This window comes from Plantimonas leprariae (genome assembly GCF_008802405.1).
GTDB classification, from domain to species: domain Bacteria; phylum Pseudomonadota; class Alphaproteobacteria; order Rhizobiales; family Rhizobiaceae; genus Plantimonas; species Plantimonas leprariae.
Map to the genome: position 1 here is coordinate 313,149 of NZ_VZDO01000005.1, position 18,872 is coordinate 332,020.

Consider the following 18,872-nt stretch of genomic DNA (forward strand, 5'->3'; position numbering starts at 1 on the left):
CTGCCGCCGTCATCGGCCCGTCACATGCGGCCGGCAGGAGCCGGCCGTCCAGTTCCTCCACATGAGCGCCCATGGCAGCGACGCTTTCGCCCAAATCCCTCGGCAGCATCCGCCGCACCTTCGCACCCTGGGACGATCCGGCCTCGACGCCGCTGATCGAGGTCGCCGCCGTCACCAAGCGCTTCGGCACCTTCACGGCGGTCGACGACCTGTCGCTGAACATCTACAGCCGCGAGTTCTTCGCGCTGCTCGGCCCCTCCGGCTGCGGGAAATCGACGCTGCTGCGGATGCTCGCCGGCTTCGAGGAGCCGACGAGCGGCGACCTCCGGCTCGACGGCGCGAGCCTCGTCGGCGTGCCGCCGCACAAGCGGCCGGTGAACATGATGTTCCAGAGCTACGCGCTCTTCCCGCACATGAGCGTCGAGAAGAACGTCGCCTTCGGCCTGAAGCAGGACAGCGGCATGGCGAGGTCGGAGATCGACGACCGCGTCGCCGAGATGCTGAAGCTCGTCAAGCTCACGCCCTTCGCCCGGCGCAAGCCGCAACAGCTTTCCGGCGGCCAGCAGCAGCGCGTGGCGCTCGCCCGCGCGCTCGCCAAGCGCCCGAAGGTCGTGCTTCTCGACGAGCCGCTCGGCGCGCTCGACAAGAAGCTGCGCGAGGAAACGCAGTTCGAGCTGACCGATCTCCAGTTCGATCTCGGCCTCACCTTCGTGATCGTGACGCACGATCAGGAGGAGGCGATGGTGATGGCCGACCGCATCGCGCTGATGCGCGAGGGGAAGATCGCGCAGATCGCCATCCCCGCCGTGATCTACGAAGCCCCGGCGAGCCGCTATGTCGCCGACTTCATCGGCAACGTGAACCTCATCGACGGCAAGGTGGATGAGCATCGGGACGGCCGCCTGCGGATCGCGGCGAACGGCTCGGTCGTTGAGGTCGATTCGGCGCTCGCCGTGTCGCCGGGCACGGCGGTCGCCTTCGCGGTGCGGCCGGAGAAGATGCGGATCGGCCGCCGCCCGCCGGAGGACCCGAGCCGCAACGCCTTCGAGGGCGAGCTCTACGACATCGCCTATCTCGGCGACGTGACCTGCTACGTCGTGAAGCTGAAGACCGGCGGCCTGATGCGCGCCACCGTCCTCAACGCGACGCGTTCCGCCGCCGAGCCGCTGACCTGGCACGACGACGTGTGGCTAACCTTCGCGCCGGATGCCGGCGCGGTGCTGACGGGCTGACCGGCGATGGCGGAGCAGGACTTCCGGCAAGCGCCTGTCGGCCGCCTCTACCGCACTGTCGTGATCGGGGTGCCGTATTTGTGGCTCCTCGTCTTCTTCCTCGTTCCGTTCCTGATCGTCCTGAAGATCTCGCTCTCGACGACGGCGATCGCGCAGCCGCCGTATCTGCCGGTCTTCGGGCCGAGCTTCGCCTCGATCGTCGACGGCGTGAAGCAGTTCGCCGCCGACAACTACGGCTTCCTGTTCGAGGACCCGCTCTACATCGACGCCTACCTGTCGAGCCTGAAGATCGCCTTCGTCTCGACGCTGCTCTCGCTCCTCGTCGGTTATCCCTTCGCCTACGGCATGGCGCGCGCCCCGCTGGGCCTGCGGCCCATCCTCGTGATGCTGACGATCCTGCCATTCTGGACGAGCTTCCTGATCCGCGTCTACGCCTGGATCGGCATCCTGAAGAACGAGGGGCTGCTCAACCAATTCCTGCTCTGGCTGGGGCTGATCGACGCGCCGCTGACGATCCTGAACACCGAGACCGCCGTCTATATCGGCATCGTCTATTCCTACCTGCCGTTCATGGTGCTGCCGATCTATTCGAGCCTGGAGCGGCTGGACGGCCGGCTGCTGGAGGCTGCGAACGATCTCGGCTGCCCGCCGACGAAGGCCTTCTGGCGGATCACCTTTCCCCTGTCGCTGCCGGGCGTCGTCGCCGGCTGCTTCCTCGTCTTCATCCCGGCGGTCGGCGAGTTCGTCATCCCGGACCTCCTCGGCGGCTCGGAGACGCTGATGATCGGAAAGACGCTCTGGGACGAGTTCTTCAACAACCGCGACTGGCCGGTGGCCTCCGCCGTCGCGGTGCTTCTCCTCCTCGTGCTGGTGGTGCCGATCGTATTCTTCCAGCGCGCGCAGGCGAAGGTGGATCGATGAAGCGGCACTGGAGCGCCTTCAACGTCGCGTCCGTCGTTGTCGGCTTCGCCTTCCTCTACGTGCCGATCATCATCCTGGTGATCTATTCGTTCAACGCCTCGCGGCTGGTGACGGTCTGGGGCGGGTTCTCTACGCAGTGGTACGCCTCGCTCTGGCACAACGCCCAGCTCATCCAGTCGGCTTTCGTGACGCTGCGCGTTGGAATCCTGTCGGCCACGGTCGCGACCGTGCTCGGCACGCTCGCCGCAATGGCGCTGGTGCGCTTCGCGCGGTTCCGCGGCCGGCTCCTGTTCTCCGGCTTCGTCTACGCGCCGCTCGTCATGCCGGAGGTGATCACCGGCCTGTCGCTGCTGCTCCTCTTCGTCGCGATCGGCTTCGACCGCGGCTTCTGGACGCTGACCATCGCGCACGTCACCTTCACCATGTGCTTCGTCGCGGTGGTGGTGCAGTCGCGGCTGGTTTCCGTCGACCGCTCGCTGGAGGAGGCGGCGCAGGACCTCGGCTGCCCGCCGGGCCGGACCTTCTTCGTGATCACCCTGCCGGTGATCTGGACGGCGGTGGCGTCGGGCTGGATGCTCGCCTTCACGCTGTCGATCGACGACCTGGTGATCTCCAGCTTCACCACGGGGCCCGGCGCGACGACGCTGCCGATGCGCATCTACAGCCAGGTGCGGCTCGGCGTGACGCCGGAGATCAACGCCGTCTGCACGATCCTGATCGCCCTCGTCTCGGTCGGCGTGATCGTCTCGGGGCTCCTCGCCAAGCGGAAGCTCGTCCGGCGCGAGCGGGACGAGCGCATGGCGGCGGCGGCCGAAGCCGCTACGGCCTGACCGCAGCCCCGCCGCAGGTGCAGTCGGCCTTCTGGGCGGCCTCGACGTCGCCGAGCGTCTTGCCGATCGCGGAGGCGATCGGGTCCGGCATCTCGGCCGGCGCCTTCATCAGGTAGTCCAGCATCTCAAGATCCGAGAACGCCGCGAGTAGCTTCAGCCGCGCGGTGCGGTCGCGGATGCGGGGACGTGCCGAGGTGACGAGCGGTTTCGCTTCCGCCAGCTTCGCGAGGACCGGGCGTGGCGGCGGCGGCGCGGCAGGGGCCGTCGCGTCCGTCGTCGCGGGAACGGTCAGGTCGTCGATGATGTTCGCGGCCTTGGCGTCCGCGACGAGATGGTCGATCGCGGCGAGGAGACCGGCTTCGGTGCCGAGTTCCATGGGCTGCCGTGCCGGCGGCGGCGGCGGGGGCGGGTCGGTGCGCGCGATGCCGGCGGCCGGGCGAAGGTCGGTGCCGGACGCCGGCAGCGCGATCGTCAGCCTCGCCTTGCCGATCGCGTCCCCGGCGGCGCGGATCGAGTTCTCGGCGAGGCCCCGCTGCGTCGCGATCCATTCCTGGCGGCGGTCGCCCGCCGGCCCGAGGCGGGCGGCGAAGCTGCGCAGCGTTTCGAGATAGGCCGGTACGCCGCTGCAGAGATAGGGCGTCGGCTTCTGGTTCAGGTAGTCGCCGAGGTCCTCCCGGAGGCGGGCGGCGATCCAGGCCCGGTCGGCGGCGTTGCCGCCGGCGAGCGCGGTCGAGCGACCGCGGGTGCGGGCGAGCGCCACCGCCGCCGTCAGCGCCGAAATCTCGGCCCGCGAGCGCTGGCGTCCCGGCGCCATGAACAGCGGCACGCCCGGCAGCGCCTGATCGGCGACGATTTCGGTCGAGGAGTTCGCCGTGCCGGCCGCCGCACCGTCGCGCAGGAGCGGCAGGTCGTCCGCGGCGATCCGGCCGAGCGAAGCGTGATAGCGCATCGCGCATTCGTCCGGCTGCGGCGCAGCCGCTGTCGCCGCCTGCTTCGCCCCGGCCGCCGCGGACGGACCGATTCCCTGTGCGAGGACGCAGACGAAGGCGAGCGGGAGAAGGATCGGATTGTGGCTGTTCATCGCGCTGTCGTTCGGTGGGCGGCGAAGCCCGTTGTCCTGCATGATGATGGCGATGGATTGCCGGGAAATGAATTTCGCGCCGGGAGCCGCTCGTCGCGAGCGCGATTGATCGCTGCGTGCCGGCATGCCACCAAACCGGCAGGAGCCGCAGGAGAGGGCGACGGCATGAACGCAAGGATGCTCTGGTCTCCGACACCGGAGAACGTCGCACGGCACCCGCTGACGCGCTTTGCCGAGGACGTGCGGCCTCAGTCCGGCGCTAATCCCGGCAACTACGCGGCGCTGCATCGCTGGTCGATCGAAAGCCGCGAGGCGTTCTGGTCGGCGGTCTGGGATTTCTGCGGCATTCGTGGCGAGAAAGGCGAGCGGGCCCTCGCGAACGGCGACGACATGCTGACGGCGCGCTTCTTCCCGGATGCGCGGCTGAACTTCGCGGAGAACCTGCTCGCCCCCGGTCGCGACGAGGACGAGGCGATCGTCTTTCGCGCCGAGGACAGGCTGGAGCGGCGACTGTCGCGCGGGCAGTTGCGCGCGCTCGTTTCCCACCTGCAGCAGGCGATGCGTGCGGCGGGCGTGGGGGAGGGCGACCGCGTCGCCGCCATGCTGCCGAACATGCCGGAAGCGGTGGCGGTGATGCTCGCCTGCGCCAGCATCGGCGCGGTGTTCTCCTCCGCCTCGCCGGATTTCGGCGCGCAAGGGCTGCTCGACCGGTTCGGGCAGATCGGCCCGAAGCTGTTCTTCGCCTCCGACGGCTACTGGTATAGCGGCAAGACGATCCACACCGCCGAGAAGCTGGCGGCCGTATCGGCGGCGCTCGCGCCGGAGCGCACCGTGATCGTGCCTTTGATCGGCGAAGCGGAAGCCGTCGCGGCCGCCTGCCGGAACGGCGCGACGCTGGACGATTTCCTCGGCCCCTTCGATGCGCGGGCGGTGGAATACGAGCCGCTGCCCTTCGCGCAACCGCTGTTCATCCTCTATTCCTCCGGCACGACCGGCATGCCGAAGTGCATCGTCCACGGCGCGGGCGGCACGCTGCTCCAGCTCCGCAAAGAGCACCGCCTGCATTGCGGCATCGGCGAAGGCGACCGCGTCTTCTACTTCACCACCCTCGGCTGGATGATGTGGAACTGGCTCGCCGCCGCGCTCGGCAGCGGCGCAACGCTGCTCCTCTACGACGGCTCGCCCTTCCACCCGAACGGCAACGCCGTGTTCGATTTCCTCGAAGCCGAGCAGGCGACGTTCTTCGGCACCTCGGCGAAATTCATCGATGCGGTGCGGAAGGAGGGCCTGAGGCCCATCGAGACGCACGACCTTTCGACCGTCCGCGTCATCGCCTCCACCGGCTCGCCGCTGTCGCCGGAGGGCTTCCACTTCGTCTATTCCGGCATCGCGGCGGACGTGCATCTGGCGTCCATCTCCGGCGGAACCGACATCGTCTCCTGCTTCGTGCTCGGCGTGCCGTGGCTGCCGGTCTTCGAAGGCGAAATCCAGGGACCGGGCCTCGGCATGGCGATGGACGTCTTCGGCGACGACGGCGCGCCGGTGCGCGGCGAGAAGGGCGACCTCGTCTGCCGGAAAGCCTTTCCATCCATGCCGGTCGCGTTCTGGAACGATCCCGACGGATCGCGCTATCGCGCCGCCTATTTCGAGCGGTTTCCGGGCATCTGGTGCCACGGCGACTTCGCCGAATGGACGGAGCACGGCGGCATCGTCATCCACGGCCGCTCCGACGCGGTGCTGAACCCGGGCGGCGTCCGGATCGGCACGGCCGAGATCTACAACGTCGTGGAGCGGATGCCGGAGATCGCCGAGGCGATCTGCGTCGGCCAGGATTTCGCGGGCGACGTGCGCGTCGTCCTGTTCGTGCGGCTGGCGGCCGGATACGCGCTGGACGACGAGCTCGTCCGCCGCATCCGCCTCGGCATCCGCGAAAGCGCTTCGCCGCGCCACGTGCCGGCGAAGGTGCTCGCCGTGCCGGACATCCCCCGCACGAAGAGCGGCAAGATCGTCGAGCTCGCCGTGCGCGAGGTCGTGCACGGCCGGCCGGTGCGCAACGTCGAGGCGCTGGCCAACCCCGACGCGCTTCGCCATTTCGCCGGGCGCGCCGAACTCGCGACCTGAACCGCGGTCAGTCCGCCAGGACGCGCTGTGACGGAAAGGCGATCTCGACCAGCGTGCCTTCGCCCGGGGTCGAGCGGATCGCGAAGCTGGCGCGGTTCGCCTCCGCCATCGCCTTCGTCAGCGGCAGGCCGAGACCCGTGCCGGTGCTCCGCCCTTCGTCCGGCCGGTGCACCTGCTGGAACGGCGTCAGCGCGATCTCGATCTCGCTCGGCGTCATGCCGATGCCGCTGTCGCGCACGCGGAGGAGCACGTCGCCTTCGGCCGTATAGGTCGTCGAGGCGATGATCTGCCCGCCGGCCGGCGTGAAGCGGACGGAGTTCGACAGGAGGTTCAGCGCGATCTGCCGGATCGTCCGCCGGTCGGCGACGACGGGCGGCACGGAGGCCGGCAGGTTGGAGCGCACGATCACCCGCTCGCGGTTCGCCTGCGGCTGCATGGTGGCGACGACCTCGGCCAGCACCTCGTTCAGCGACACCGCCTCGAAGGACAGCTCCATCCGCCCCGCCTCGATCTTCGAGATGTCGAGGAGGTCGTTGACGAGGTCGAGGACGTGGTGACCGGAACGCTTGATGTCGCCGAGATACTCGACGTAGCGCTCGTTGCCGATCGGCCCGAAGCATTCGGACGCCATGACGTCGGCGAAGCCGATGATGGCGTTGAGCGGCGTCCGGAGCTCGTGGCTGATGTTGGCGAGGAAGCGGCTCTTGTGGAGGCTCGCGGCCTCCGCCGCCCGCTTGGCGTTGACGAGTTCCTCCTCGATCCGCTTCCAGTGCGACATGTCGCGGATCACCACGCACCAGCCGCGCTCGTCCGGCACGCGCCCGACCGTGATGAACAGCGGCACGAAGCCGCCCTGCGCAACGCGGCCGATCACCTCGCGCCCGTCGTTCATGATGCCGGCGAGACCCCGGTCCTTCAGCATCTCCAGGTAATCGAGCACGGCTTTCCGCGATTCGTGCGCGAAGAGCTCGGCGAGCGGCCGACCGGCGAACTCCGCCGCCGGCATGCCGAACAGCGCTTCCGCCGAGCCGTTCGCGGCGCGGATCGAGCCTTCCGGATCGACGATGACGACGCCGTCCGTCGCGATGTCGAGCACGGCCCGAAGCTCGCCGACCTCGCGGCGGAGATCATCCGCGTCCGGCGCGGGGGCGGCCGCCGGCAGCCGCTCGAACGTCATCAGCAAGGACGAATGGCCGGCGAAGGCGACGCGCTGCATGTGGACGCCGCTTTCCACGGTTTCGCCGTCGGCGCGGCGGATCCGCATCGCGCCTTCGGCCGGGCCGCCGGCGCTCTCCACGAACAGCGCTTCCAGGCCGCCGGCCGCGTTCAGCCGCTCGACGTCGGCATAGCCGCTCCACTCGGCGAAGGCGCGGTTGGCGAAGACGAGCCTGTCTCGGCTCTGAACGAGAACCGGCAGGGGGAGCGCCGCAAGGGTCGGTTCGATATCGGAAGCAGCAAGCGGCTCGCCCGAGGCTTCGGCAGGGCTCGACCCAAGCGTGGCATCGATCGTGGGCGGATCGACGAGTTCGGCAGCGGGTGCCGCCGGATCCGGGAGGAGGGTCTCGAAGCGCAGCGTGTCGGCCGTCCCGGCCTCGCTGCGCCCCTGGCCGAGCTTCGCGCCGATCTCGCGGAACGCGGCTTCCTCGGCTTCCGACAAGGTAGCTTCGCTCGTGCGGCGGCGCTCGACGCGGATCGCGCCGTCCTGCTCGGCGGCGGGCGACTGGGGCGGCGCCTCTCGCCGGCCGAACGAGACGCCGGGAAGGTCGGCTTCGAACCGCCGGATCAGCGGCTTCCGAGCCGCTGCCGGCGGCAGCACTTCGGGCTCGGCCGGCGCGGGCGCTTCCACCGGAGCGACGGCGGGGCGGGCGAGGGCGAGGCCGTGCGCTGCCGCATCCGCTTCGTGGTCGGTGCTCCGCACGATGCCGAAGCCCCGGAACCCGTCGAAGGCGCGGTCGCGCGAATAGGTCGGCAGCGCGGCGAGATCGATCGGCACGCGCCGGTCGGTTCCTTCCACCGGCCAGAGCACCGTGCGCCCCGACCAAGTGTCGCGGCGCTCCAGCAGACGGCGGATCGCGCCGGCCTCGTCGAAGCCGAACGCCTCGGCGACATCGCCGAAGGTGCGCCCGACCACCGCCGCGGCGCGGGGCCCGACGGCTTCGGCGAATTCGGGCGAAAGCGAGCGGAACCGCCCTTCGGCGTCGATCTGCCAGACGAAACGGAGCGGCGGCGCATCGAGGCGCGCGACGAAGGCCGGCGTCGGTTGTCCTGCATCGTCGGTCGCCGCAGCGGAGGGCGCGATCGGCTCCGTCCCGAGACCCGGTTCGGCCACGGACGGCACGAGATCGGCGTCCGCCTCCGCCGGCTTCTCGTCGTCGGTGGAAACGGCCGGGTCCATCGCGTCGAAGTCCTCCGACGGCGCGTCCGGCACGATCACCGCGCTCTCGCGCTCGACCGGCTGCCGCGTCTCGTCCTGTGGCTCAGGTAGCGGCTCGGCGCTCGAATGCGGCGGAGCGGCGGCCGAAGCGCCGATGTCGGCCGCGGGCGACGGCACGCTCCAGACGGAGCGGAGCGGGAGACGCTTCCAGGCGCCATCCCCGGCCGGCAGTCCATCGGTGCGAGGCGCGGGCACGCTGTCCTCCGCCGCCGCGGCATCCGCCGAAGGCGCTTCTTCCGCCGGCAGGGAGGCGCTCGCCGCCGGCACCGCGATGATCAGCGCAACGTCGATGCGGAACAGGCGGACGCCGCCGGCCTCGCCGATCGCCGCATTCCCGGCGGCGAAGCTCGCGACCGTGGCGGGCAAGCCGTCGCCGATACCGGACGCATCGCCCGCGACCGGCGTTCCGTCGGCGTCGAAGGCACAGACGCCGTCGCTCTCGCCGAGCGTGGCGAGGAGCCGCCGCGGATCGACGTTCGCCGTCGCTTCAGTCTTGCAGGCGGCGAGAAGGATCGCCGCGCCGCCGTCCGTGGAGAAGCGAATCGCCAGCGCGGCGACAGGCAAGGCGGCGCGCGCGGAATGGGCGCGGACGAGGAGCGGGAACCTGGCCCCGCCTGCCAGCGTGCGGAAACCCGAGCGGACCTGCCGGGCGAGCAGTGCGGCGGGAGACTCGTCCTGCCGCACACCGAACAGCGCTTCGCCGGCCGCGTTGGCGAAAAGGACGCGCTCCAGCGTCTCGTCGAGATAGGCGAACGCCCTGCCGCGCCGCGCCGCGCGCGCTTCCGGGATCGCCAGCAGCTCGAGCAGGAACGGACGGAACGCAGAACTCATGACACCATTCCGTCGAGACGGGAATTCATTCTTGGCCACCGTTAACAACCCCTTAATAACGGCGGCCGCGCGGCGTATCCACGAAATGGATGCGAGGTGGCGAACTAGCTACGGGGAGGGTTAACGCGTCACGCTGCAACGAAGCGTCGCAGCCGGCGTTGCTCGACCGGAACGGGATGGGACGGGACACGGTCGCCGTCGGCTTGCCGGCGGCCTTCCGGAAGGAGATGGCGAGATGGCTGACGAGAACGACGACGCGCGCGACCCGATGGCGGAGATGCGGCGGGCAGGCGAACAGGCGGCCCGCAACGCCCAGGACGCGATGGGCATGGACCCCGCCCGGATGAACGAGACGTTCCGCGAGATGACCCAGCGCTCCATGGAACAGTCGCGGGAAGCCTATTCGCGCATGAAATCGGCCGCCGAGGAGGCGACCCGGACGCTGGAATCCACCATGGAGAACGTCCATCAGAGCTCGCTGCAGCTTTCCAAGCGCGCCATCGACGCCATGCGGCACAACGCCGATCTCGGCTTCTCGCATCTGGAGAAGCTGATGTCGGCGAAGTCCTTCGCCGAGGTGGTCGAACTGCAGACGAGCTATGTGCGCCAGCAGATCGAGACCTCGACCGATCAGGCCAAGGAGATGCAGTCGCTGACGCAGTCCATCGCGCAGGATATGCTGAAGCCCGGCCGCGAGGCCTTCCAGCGCGCGTCGGATGCCGCCCGCAACATGTGAGCTGCTCCCGGGTGGGCCGAGCTTCGGCTTGCCTCGCCCCGCGAAAGCCTCTATCTGGCTCCGAAAGGCGCGAGCGCGCCTTTCCGTGCGGTTGTAGCTCAGTTGGTTAGAGCGTCGGATTGTGGCTCCGAAGGTCGCTGGTTCAACTCCAGCCAACCGTACCATTCCATCTCGTGTATATCGCCGAATTCCTGCGCACGGGTCGTCGCCTGACGCGGCTTAGGTGCGCGGCCTCGTCTTTCCGGTGAAAGCGATATTCGCTGCGGTATGGAGCCGCGGTTGGAAGCTTGGAAACGATAGAAGCCTCGCGCCGCGCCTTATTGGCAGGTAATCCTCACCATCAAGTCATTGTCCGAACGCGGGGGAACCGGATAATGCCGCACTGCGAAACGAGTGCGTCCGGTTGGTATCGATGAAGTCTGGAATCGCCGCGGCTTTGATCCTCACGGTTTGGGCGGCGGGGAGCGCGTTCGCGCAAGGAGCGAGCGGCAACGGCCAGGGCGAGGCGAAGCCTGCCGCGTTGGCGCAGAACAACCAGACCACCGGCGCCGGCAGCGCCGCGCCCTCCGCGCCGCCGCCGGAAGTGACGGTCGCGACCGTCGAGGCGAAGCGGCTGCCGATCACCTTCGAATATGCCGCGCGTGTCGAGGCGTCGCGCGAGGTCGAGGTCCGGGCGCGCGTCGCCGGCATCCTCACCGAGCGCTCCTTCGTCGAGGGCTCCGCCGTCAAGCAGGATCAGGTCCTGTTCCGCATCGATCCGCGCGAGTTCGAGGCCGAGGTGGCGAGGGCCGATGCGGCGGTGCAGCAGGCCGATGCCCAGCTCGCCAACGCGCGACAGACCGAGGACCGCGTCGCCTCGCTCGCCCGCACCGGTGCCTCCAGCAAGGCGAGCCTCGACGACGCCACCGCCACGCGCAAGCTCGCCGAAGCGCAGCTCGCCTCCGCCAAGGCGCAGCTCGACACCGCCAACCTGTCGCTGACCTACGCGACGGTGACGGCTCCCGTCGGCGGCATCACCAGCCGCGAGCAGTTCCCCGAGGGCAGCCTCGTCAGCGTCAATACCCTGCTGACCCGCGTCAGCCAGCTCGATCCGATCTACGTGAACTTCTCGGCTGCCGACACGGAAGCGTTCCAGATCCGCCGTCTCATCCAGGAAGGTATCGCCGGCGGCGCGAACAACCTGTCCGCGCAAGTCTCCTTCGGCGACGGCAACTTCTACAACGAGACCGGCAAGATCGACTTCACCTCGGCGGCGATCGATCCGGCGACCGGCACGATCTCGTCCCGTGCCGTGTTCCCCAACCCCGGCCAGCAGCTCCTGCCGGGCCAGTTCGTCCGGGTCGTGATCAACGGGCTCGCGATCGACGACGCGATCCAGATCCCGGCGACCGCGCTGATGCAGAACCCGCAGGGGCAGTTCGTCTACACGGTCGGCGACGACAACGTCGCGAAGGTCCGGCCGATCGAGGTCGGGCGGGAGCTGAACGAGACGATCATCGTCGCGAAAGGCCTGAATTCCGGCGACCGCGTCGTCACCGACGGGGTCGTGAAGGTGCGGCCCGACACGCCCGTGAAGCCGATGGCGGCTCCGGATCCGCACCGGCGCGCCGAAGCGGACGAGGGCACCGCCGCCCGATGAAAATGCCCGTCGCTTCCGCGGACGTCCGCTACTTCTTCGTCCGCCGCCCGATCTTCGCGGCGGTGATCTCGATCGTCATTGCCATCGCCGGGCTCGCCGGCATGCGGGCGCTGCCGATCGAGCAGTACCCGCAACTCGTGCCGCCGCAGGTCGTCATTTCGGCGAACTATCCGGGCGCCAGCGCCGAGACCCTTGCCCAGACCGTCGCCGCGACGATCGAGGAGCAGGTGAACGGCGTCCAGAACATGCTCTACATGAACTCGACGAACTCCGCGTCGGGCACGATGTCGATCACCGTCACCTTCCAGATCGGCACCGATCCCGATCAGGCGACGATCGACGTGAACAACCGCGTGCAGCAGGCGCTGTCCCGCCTGCCGACGGAGGTGCAGCGGCTCGGCGTGCAGGTGAACAAGCGCTCGTCGTCGATCCTCGCGGTGCTCACCATGAGCTCCACCGACCCGCGCTACGACGCGACCTACGTGTCGAACTACGCGCTCCTCTACGTCATCGACCAGATCAAGCGCGTGCCCGGCATCGGCGACGCGCAGCTTTTCGGCCAGCGCGACTACTCGATGCGCGTCTGGCTGCGGCCCGATGCGCTGGCGCAGTACGACCTGACGCCGGCCGACGTGCAGGCGGCGATCCAGGAACAGAACGCCCAGTTCGCCGCCGGCCAGTTCGGAGCCGAGCCGAACAAGAACGACCTCGCCTTCACCTATTCCGTCACCACGGTCGGACGCCTGCCGGACGCCAAGGCGTTCGAGAACATCATCCTGAAATCGGACGGCACCAACGCCGCGACGCTCCGCCTGAAGGATGTCGCGCGGGTCGAGCTCGGCGCGCAGGATTACGCCTTCAACGCCACCTACAACGGCCTGTCCGCCGTGCCGATCGGCATCTACCTGCAGCCGGGCGCCAACGCGCTCGACACGCTGGAGGCGGTGCGGGCCGCGATGGACGGGCTGCAGGCCTCGTTCCCGAACGGCATCACCTATGCCGTACCCTTCGACACGACGAAGTTCATCACCGCCTCGATCGAGGAGGTGATCAAGACCTTCATCGAGGCGATGGTGCTGGTCTTCATCGTCGTCTACCTGTTCCTGCAGAACCTCCGCGCCACGCTGATCCCGATCATCGCCGTGCCGGTGTCGATCCTCGGCACCTTCGGCGTCCTCCTGGCGCTCGGCTTCTCGATCAACCTCCTGACTCTCTTCGCCTTGGTGCTCGCCATCGGCATCGTCGTGGACGACGCGATCGTGGTGCTGGAAAACGTCGAGCGCATCATGTCGGAGGAGAAGGTCCCGGCGCCGGAGGCCGCGACGCGGGCGATGCGCGAGGTGGCCGAGCCGGTGATCGCGATCGTCCTGACGCTCTGCGCCGTCTTCGTGCCGGTCGCCTTCCTCGGCGGGCTCGCCGGTACGATGTACCGTCAGTTCGCGGTCACCATCGCGGTCTCCGTGACGATCTCCGGCATCGTCGCGCTGACGCTGACGCCGGCACTCTGCGCGATCATCCTGAAGCAGTCGCACAAGCCGCCGCTCGCGCCGTTCCGCTGGTTCAACGCCGGCTTCGAGCGGCTGACGAACGGCTATGTCGGGGGCGTCGGTTTCCTGCTTCGCCATGCCGTTCTCGGCCTCGTCGTCTTCGCGGCGATCTGCGGTGGGGCGGCGTACTTCTTCACCACCATTCCCGGCTCGCTGGTGCCGGACGAGGACCAGGGCTCGAACTTCGCGGTGGCGATCCTGCCGCCGGCCTCCTCGCTGTCGCGCACCACGCAGGTGATGCAGACGGTGGCCGAGAACATCCGCAAAAATCCCGCCGTGCAGCACGTCGTCGCCTTCGCGGGCTTCGACCTTCTCGCCTCGACGCAGCGCACCAGTTCCGGCACCGCCTTCGTGACCTTGAAGGACTGGAAGGAGCGCACCGACCCGAAGGAGGACGGGCGCGCGTTGCCGGGCCAGCTCATCGGCGCGAACGCGGCCGTGCAGGACGGCATGGTGCTCGCCTTCAGCCCGCCGCCGATCCAGGGCCTGTCGACCACCGGCGGCTTCGAGCTCTACGTGCAGGATCGCCGCGGCAGCGGCGTGCAGGGGCTTGTTTCGGTGACGAACAAGCTCGTCGCGGACGCCTCGAAGCGCCCCGAACTCGCGGGCGTGCGCACCACGTTCTCGCCGAACGTGCCGCAATACCGGATCGACGTCGACCGCGAGAAAGCGAAGGCGCTCGGCGTGCCGATCTCCGACATCTTCTCCACCATGCAGGCGACCTTCGGCTCGCTCTACGTCAACGATTTCACCCTACTCGGCCGCAACTACCGCGTCAGCCTCCAGTCCGAGGCGCCGTTCCGCGAGAAGCCGGAGGACCTGAAGTTCGTCTTCGTCAAGTCGGCTTCCGGCTCGATGATCCCGCTGGACTCGCTCCTCAAGGTGCAGCGCGTCGTCGGCCCCGATCTCATCGAGCGCTTCAACGTCTTCACCGCCGCGAAGGTCACCGGCAACCCCGCGCCGGGCTATTCGTCCGGCCAGGCGCTGGAGGCGATGCGGGAAGTCGCCGGCAGCCTGCCGGAAGGCTACGGCATCGAATGGACGGGCTCCGCCTATCAGGAGATCGCCAGCGGCGGCACGGGTCTCATCGCGATCGGCTTCGGCATCGTCATGGTGTTCCTGATCCTCGCCGCGCAGTTCGAGCGCTGGTCGCTGCCGCTGGCGGTGATCCTCGCCGTGCCCTTCGCGATGTTCGGTGCGCTCCTCGCCATCTGGCTGCGCGGACTCCAGAACGACGTCTACTTCCAGATCGGTCTGGTGACGCTGGTCGGTCTCGCCGCGAAGAACGCCATCCTCATCGTCGAGTTCATCGTCATCAAGCGCGAGGAGGGGCTGTCCATCGTGGATGCCGCGCTGGAAGGGGCGCGCCTGCGCTTCCGCCCGATCGTGATGACGTCGCTCGCCTTCATCTTCGGCGTGGTGCCGCTGGCGATCTCCACCGGCGCGGGCTCGGCGAGCCGCCACTCGATCGGCACCGGCGTGATCGGCGGCATGATCCTTGCGACCTTCGTTGCGATCTTCTTCATCCCGCTGTTCTTCCGCCTCCTCACCCGCGAGCGAAAGGGCGCCTCGCCGCAAGAAGCGTCCGACGCCGCGCGAGGCGAGCCGACTCCCGCATAGGAAGCCGGCGTTGCGGGAGAGGGCGGGGCGCTCCGCGCCGCGCCGCCCGGCCGCCTGAAAAGCTCGAAATCATCGCGAATTATTTGGTTCCGTAGTTTTCGGCAAATAAATCTCGTAGGTGCCTGCCTCGCTACATGGACATTCGTCTTCCATATCCGTATCTCCGGCTCATCTCATATCGTTCCGGATCGAATCATCTATGGAAACTCATGCGTCCTTGACGGTTTCCCCCGCCGAGCTCGCGGCGAGGATCGTCGCCGCCTACGCCGCCAACAACCAGTTGGAGCGTGCGGCGCTGCCGGAACTCATCACCGCGGTGATCAACGGCCTGACGCAAGCGGGCACGGCCAAGCCCGAGCCCGTCGCCGAAGAGCCGCTGGTGCCGGCCGTGCCGATCAAGAAGTCCGTCACCGACGACTTCATCATCTGCCTGGAGGACGGCAAGAAGTTCAAATCGCTGAAGCGTCACCTGATGACGCACTACGGCATGACGCCGGACGAGTATCGCGCCAAGTGGAAGCTGGCGGGCGACTATCCGATGGTCGCGCCGAGCTATGCCGCGGCGCGCTCGGCGCTCGCGATGCAGATCGGTCTCGGCCGCAAGCCGAAGGCCGCCCCCGTCGAGGAAGCGCCGCCCGCCGTGGCGGAGAAGCCCGCGCCGAAGCGCCGCGCGCCGCGCAAGGCCAAGGAAGCGGCGTGACGAGCCGACGCGCCGGCGCGGTAGGCGCGGCGCGGTGAGGCTCGGCTTCGTCGGCGCCGGCGCGATCAGCCGGGCCGTGGTCGTCGGCCTCCTCGACGACGAGCCGGACGACATCGCCGTCACGCTGTCGCCGCGCGGCGCCGCCGTTGCGGCGCTGCTCGCCGAGCGCTACCCTGGGCGAGTGGCCGTCGCTGCGTCGAACCAAGCGGTGCTCGATGCGACGGATGTCGTGGTGATCGCCGTCGTGCCCGGCATCGTGCGCAAGGTCCTGTCCGAGTTGCGGTTCAGGCCCGACCACCTCGTCGTCAGCCTCGTCGCGACGGTCTCGGCCGACACGATCGCTTCCATCGTCGCTCCGGCCACGCGCGTCGTTCGGGCGATCCCGTTGCCTTCCGCTGCCGACCGGGCGTCGCCGACGCCGGTCATGCCGCCCGATCCCGTCGTGAAGGACATCTTCGACCGCACCGGCGTCGCGATCGAGACGACGGATGCGAAGGCCTTCGATGCCATGTCCGCCGCTTCCGGTATCATGGCCGGGCATTTCGCGGCGGCCGGCTCGGTGGCGAATTGGCTGGCGGAGCAGGGGCTGGGCCGGTCGCAGGCGGACAGCTACGTCCGCTTGCTGCTCGCCGGCCTCGCCGGTACCGCGCGCTCGGCGACGGGCGACTTCGGGGAACTGGCGAAGGAGCACGTGACGGCGGGCGGCCTCAACGAGCAGTTCCTCGCGCATCTCGCCCGCCATGGCGTGGACGCGACCATCCGGTCCGGCCTCGACGACCTTCTCGCGCGGATCACGAGGAGCGCGTCGCCGCTGGCCTGACGCGTCGCGCGGATAGCCCGATCGGTCGGGGGTTCCGACGTTTCGAACTCTTTCCGGTCAGCCGCAACTCACCTATGAAGACGGCGCTTTCGAAGCCCTTCCCTCGGTCGGTGAACGGGGCAGGCACGATCGCGGGCGGCGTGGGCAGGTGGGGCTTTGGACCGTTACCAGCAGATTCTGAACAGCGTGACCGAGTTCGCCGTGATCGTCACCGACCGGCATGGCGCGATCACGGAATGGAATACGGGTGCCGAGCGCATTCTCGGCTGGAAGGCCGATGAGGTGATCGGGCAGAGCGCCGAGCTCTTCTTCACTCCGACCGATCGCGAGCGCAGCCAGATGCGCAAGGAGATGGACGCCTCGCTCCGCGAAGGCCGCGGCGTCGACGAGCGCTGGCATCTGCGGGCCGACGGCACGCGGTTCTGGGCTTCCGGCGAGATGATGCCGCTGCGCGACGACGCCGGCGGCCATACCGGTTTCGTGAAGGTACTCCGCGACCGGACCGGGCAGCACCTCGCCGGGGTGCGGCTCGAGGAACTGCAGACGCAGTTGCAGCAGGCGCAGGAAGCCGGTGGAGTCGGCCTGTTCACGGTCGAGATCGCGAGCGGCATGCTGACGGCGACCGAGGAGTTCTCGCGCCTCTACGGTCTCGATCATCGTGAGGCTCGCGCGGCGCGGGACTTCGAGGCGCTCGTCGTCGAGGACGACCGGCGGCTCGTCTCGAACGACGCCGGCCGCCGCGTGGGTGACGCGCCGCGCGACGTCGAATACCGCATCCGCCGCGCCGACACAGGCGAATCGCGCTGGATCGCGCGCAAGGGCGAGTTCCAGCCCGATGCGGAGGGCCGTCCCCTGCGCTTCGTCGGCATCGCCCGCGACGTCACGGAGCAGCGGTCGGCGCGCGACGCGCTGGCGCGCAGCGAGGAGCGCTATCGCGCCTTGTTCGAGGCGGTCGACGACGGCTTCTGCATCATCGAGTTCTTCGACGGGCCGCACGGACCGCTCAGCGACTACGAGCATGTCGAGGCGAATGCCGGCTACGAGCGGCATACGGGCATTCCCGACATCGTCGGCAGGACGCTCCGCGACCTTGCCCCCGACGAGGCCGACGGGTGGATCGAACTCTACGGCGGCGTGCTGCGGACCGGCGAAGCGATCCACTTCGAGCGCGACTTCCCGACCGCCGGGCGTTTCATCGAGGTGTCAGCCGCGCGGGTCGAACCGGCGAGCCGCAGGCAGGTGCTCGTCCTCTTCCGCGACATCACCGCCCGCAAGCGGGCGGAGGCGGCGCTCCGAGCCAGCGAGGCGCTGGTGCAGGAGAACGCGCAGCGCGTGCAGCTCGCGCTCGCCGCCGGCGCGATCATCGGCACATGGTTCTGGGACATTCCAGCCGACCGCTTCACCGTGGACGAGGCCTTCGCTCGCTCCTTCGGGTTGGACCCGGCGCTCGGACGCTCGGGGCTGAGCCTCGAACAGGTGGTGGCGACCGTCCACCCGGATGATCGGGAAGGGCTGGCGGAGGCGATCAGCGACGCAATCGCTCGTGGCGGCCCTTACGCCCATCAGTACCGCGTCCGCAGGATCGACGGGCAGTACTACTGGCTGGAGGCGAACGGACGCGTCGATCACGCGCCGGACGGCACGCCGCTGCATTTCCCCGGCGTCCTCATCGACATCGAGGAGCGCCGCGCGGTGGCCGGCGAGCGCGACCGGGCCTTCGCCGAACTGAAGTCTCTGAACGAGACGCTGGAGCAACGGGTCGCCGAGCGCTCGGCCGAGCTGATGCAGGCCGAGGAAGCGCTCCGTCAATCGCAGAAGATGGAGGCGGTTGGGCAGTTGACGGGCGGGCTGGCGCACGACTTCAACAACCTCCTGGCGGGGATCTCGGGCTCGCTGGAGTTGATGGAGGCGCGGATCGCGCAGGGGCGCGTCGCCGAACTCGATCGCTACATCGCGGCGGCCGGCGGCGCGGCGCGGCGGGCGGCGGCCCTGACGCACCGGCTGCTGGCGTTCTCGCGGCGCCAGACGCTGGACCCCAAACCCACCGACGTGAACCGCCTCGTCGCCGGCATGGAGGAGCTGGTGCGCCGCACCGTCGGACCGCAGATCGCGCTCGACACCGCGGCCGAGCCGGCGCTCTGGCCGACGCTGGTCGACCCGAACCAGCTCGAGAACGCCCTTCTCAACCTCTGCATCAACGCAAGGGACGCCATGCCGGACGGCGGCCGCCTCCTGATCGAGACCACCAACCGCCGGCTCGACCAGCGCTCGTCCACCGAGCGCGACATGGTGCCCGGCGAGTACGTGGTGATGGCGGTGTCGGACAACGGCACCGGCATGACGCCGGAGGTGGTGGAGCG

12 protein-coding genes, 1 tRNA gene and 1 pseudogene are annotated in these 18,872 nt (G+C 69.1%); 12 read left to right on the forward strand and 2 right to left on the reverse strand.

Annotated features, from left to right (window positions below; translation table 11 throughout):
- Window positions 1-71: 71 nt before the first annotated feature.
- The 3 genes from F6X38_RS09560 to F6X38_RS09570 are packed head-to-tail and all read left to right on the forward strand — an operon-like array spanning window position 72 to window position 2,983.
- Entirely contained in the window at window positions 72-1,232 is a 1,161-nt protein-coding gene (locus F6X38_RS09560; protein ID WP_150969476.1) for an ABC transporter ATP-binding protein, read from the forward strand.
- A 6-nt stretch (window positions 1,233-1,238) separates the two neighbouring features.
- Complete coding sequence (locus F6X38_RS09565; RefSeq protein WP_150969477.1) at window positions 1,239-2,153, forward strand: ABC transporter permease subunit; 915 nt, start codon at window positions 1,239-1,241, stop codon at window positions 2,151-2,153.
- Window positions 2,150-2,983 (forward strand): ABC transporter permease, encoded by an 834-nt coding sequence (locus F6X38_RS09570; RefSeq protein WP_150969478.1) that lies wholly within the window; start codon window positions 2,150-2,152, stop codon window positions 2,981-2,983. The genes F6X38_RS09565 and F6X38_RS09570 overlap by 4 nt, the downstream gene beginning before the upstream one ends.
- Here the strand turns inward: F6X38_RS09570 and F6X38_RS09575 are convergent.
- Entirely contained in the window at window positions 2,973-4,064 is a 1,092-nt protein-coding gene (locus tag F6X38_RS09575; RefSeq protein ID WP_150969479.1) for a hypothetical protein, read from the reverse strand. The two genes, F6X38_RS09570 and F6X38_RS09575, sit on opposite strands and share 11 nt — an antisense overlap.
- 165 nt (window positions 4,065-4,229) lie before the next feature.
- On the opposite strand from F6X38_RS09575, the gene F6X38_RS09580 reads away from it, so the two are divergent.
- Window positions 4,230-6,185 carry an acetoacetate--CoA ligase gene (locus F6X38_RS09580; protein ID WP_150969480.1) on the forward strand — a complete coding sequence of 652 codons (1,956 nt, stop codon included), beginning with the start codon at window positions 4,230-4,232 and terminating at the stop codon, window positions 6,183-6,185.
- Between the two features lie 7 nt (window positions 6,186-6,192).
- On the opposite strand, the gene F6X38_RS09585 is transcribed toward F6X38_RS09580, so the two are convergent.
- Window positions 6,193-9,450, reverse strand: coding sequence for a sensor histidine kinase (locus tag F6X38_RS09585; protein ID WP_150969481.1), 3,258 nt, complete (start codon window positions 9,448-9,450; stop codon window positions 6,193-6,195).
- A 235-nt stretch (window positions 9,451-9,685) separates the two neighbouring features.
- Here F6X38_RS09585 and F6X38_RS09590 point away from each other — a divergent pair, with 235 nt between their 5' ends.
- The 8 genes and pseudogenes from F6X38_RS09590 to F6X38_RS09620 all read left to right on the forward strand — a co-directional run.
- Window positions 9,686-10,186, forward strand: a complete 501-nt coding sequence (locus F6X38_RS09590; protein ID WP_246191275.1) for a phasin — start codon at window positions 9,686-9,688, stop codon at window positions 10,184-10,186.
- A gap of 87 nt (window positions 10,187-10,273) precedes the next feature.
- Window positions 10,274-10,350 (forward strand) — tRNA-His (locus tag F6X38_RS09595).
- Between the two features lie 272 nt (window positions 10,351-10,622).
- Window positions 10,623-11,825: an efflux RND transporter periplasmic adaptor subunit gene (locus F6X38_RS09600; protein WP_246191276.1), complete on the forward strand. Its 1,203-nt coding sequence runs from the start codon at window positions 10,623-10,625 to the stop codon at window positions 11,823-11,825.
- A gap of 2 nt (window positions 11,826-11,827) precedes the next feature.
- Window positions 11,828-14,992 (forward strand): efflux RND transporter permease subunit, encoded by a 3,165-nt coding sequence (locus tag F6X38_RS09605; RefSeq protein WP_150969483.1) that lies wholly within the window; start codon window positions 11,828-11,830, stop codon window positions 14,990-14,992.
- 199 nt (window positions 14,993-15,191) lie between these two features.
- Window positions 15,192-15,692, forward strand: coding sequence for a Ros/MucR family transcriptional regulator (locus tag F6X38_RS09610; RefSeq protein ID WP_150969484.1), 501 nt, complete (start codon window positions 15,192-15,194; stop codon window positions 15,690-15,692).
- Window positions 15,693-15,726: 34 nt separating this feature from the next.
- A complete protein-coding gene (locus F6X38_RS09615) occupies window positions 15,727-16,512 on the forward strand; it encodes an NAD(P)-binding domain-containing protein (protein WP_150969485.1) in 786 nt (261 codons plus the stop codon).
- A gap of 201 nt (window positions 16,513-16,713) precedes the next feature.
- A pseudogene (locus F6X38_RS24285) lies at window positions 16,714-16,965 on the forward strand (PAS domain S-box protein); the annotation flags it as partial.
- Between the two features lie 27 nt (window positions 16,966-16,992).
- A partial coding sequence (locus F6X38_RS09620; protein ID WP_425482842.1) for a PAS domain-containing protein occupies window positions 16,993-18,872 on the forward strand: 1,880 nt, incomplete at its 3' end.

Coding starts and splice junctions, on each gene's coding strand:
- F6X38_RS09560 (WP_150969476.1), top strand. CDS start 72: ATGGCAGCGACGCTTTCGCCCAAATCCCTCGGCAGCATCCGCCGCACC.
- F6X38_RS09565 (WP_150969477.1), top strand. CDS start 1,239: ATGGCGGAGCAGGACTTCCGGCAAGCGCCTGTCGGCCGCCTCTACCGC.
- F6X38_RS09570 (WP_150969478.1), top strand. CDS start 2,150: ATGAAGCGGCACTGGAGCGCCTTCAACGTCGCGTCCGTCGTTGTCGGC.
- F6X38_RS09575 (WP_150969479.1), bottom strand. CDS start 4,064: ATGAACAGCCACAATCCGATCCTTCTCCCGCTCGCCTTCGTCTGCGTC.
- F6X38_RS09580 (WP_150969480.1), top strand. CDS start 4,230: ATGAACGCAAGGATGCTCTGGTCTCCGACACCGGAGAACGTCGCACGG.
- F6X38_RS09585 (WP_150969481.1), bottom strand. CDS start 9,450: ATGAGTTCTGCGTTCCGTCCGTTCCTGCTCGAGCTGCTGGCGATCCCG.
- F6X38_RS09590 (WP_246191275.1), top strand. CDS start 9,686: ATGGCTGACGAGAACGACGACGCGCGCGACCCGATGGCGGAGATGCGG.
- F6X38_RS09605 (WP_150969483.1), top strand. CDS start 11,828: ATGCCCGTCGCTTCCGCGGACGTCCGCTACTTCTTCGTCCGCCGCCCG.
- F6X38_RS09610 (WP_150969484.1), top strand. CDS start 15,192: ATGGAAACTCATGCGTCCTTGACGGTTTCCCCCGCCGAGCTCGCGGCG.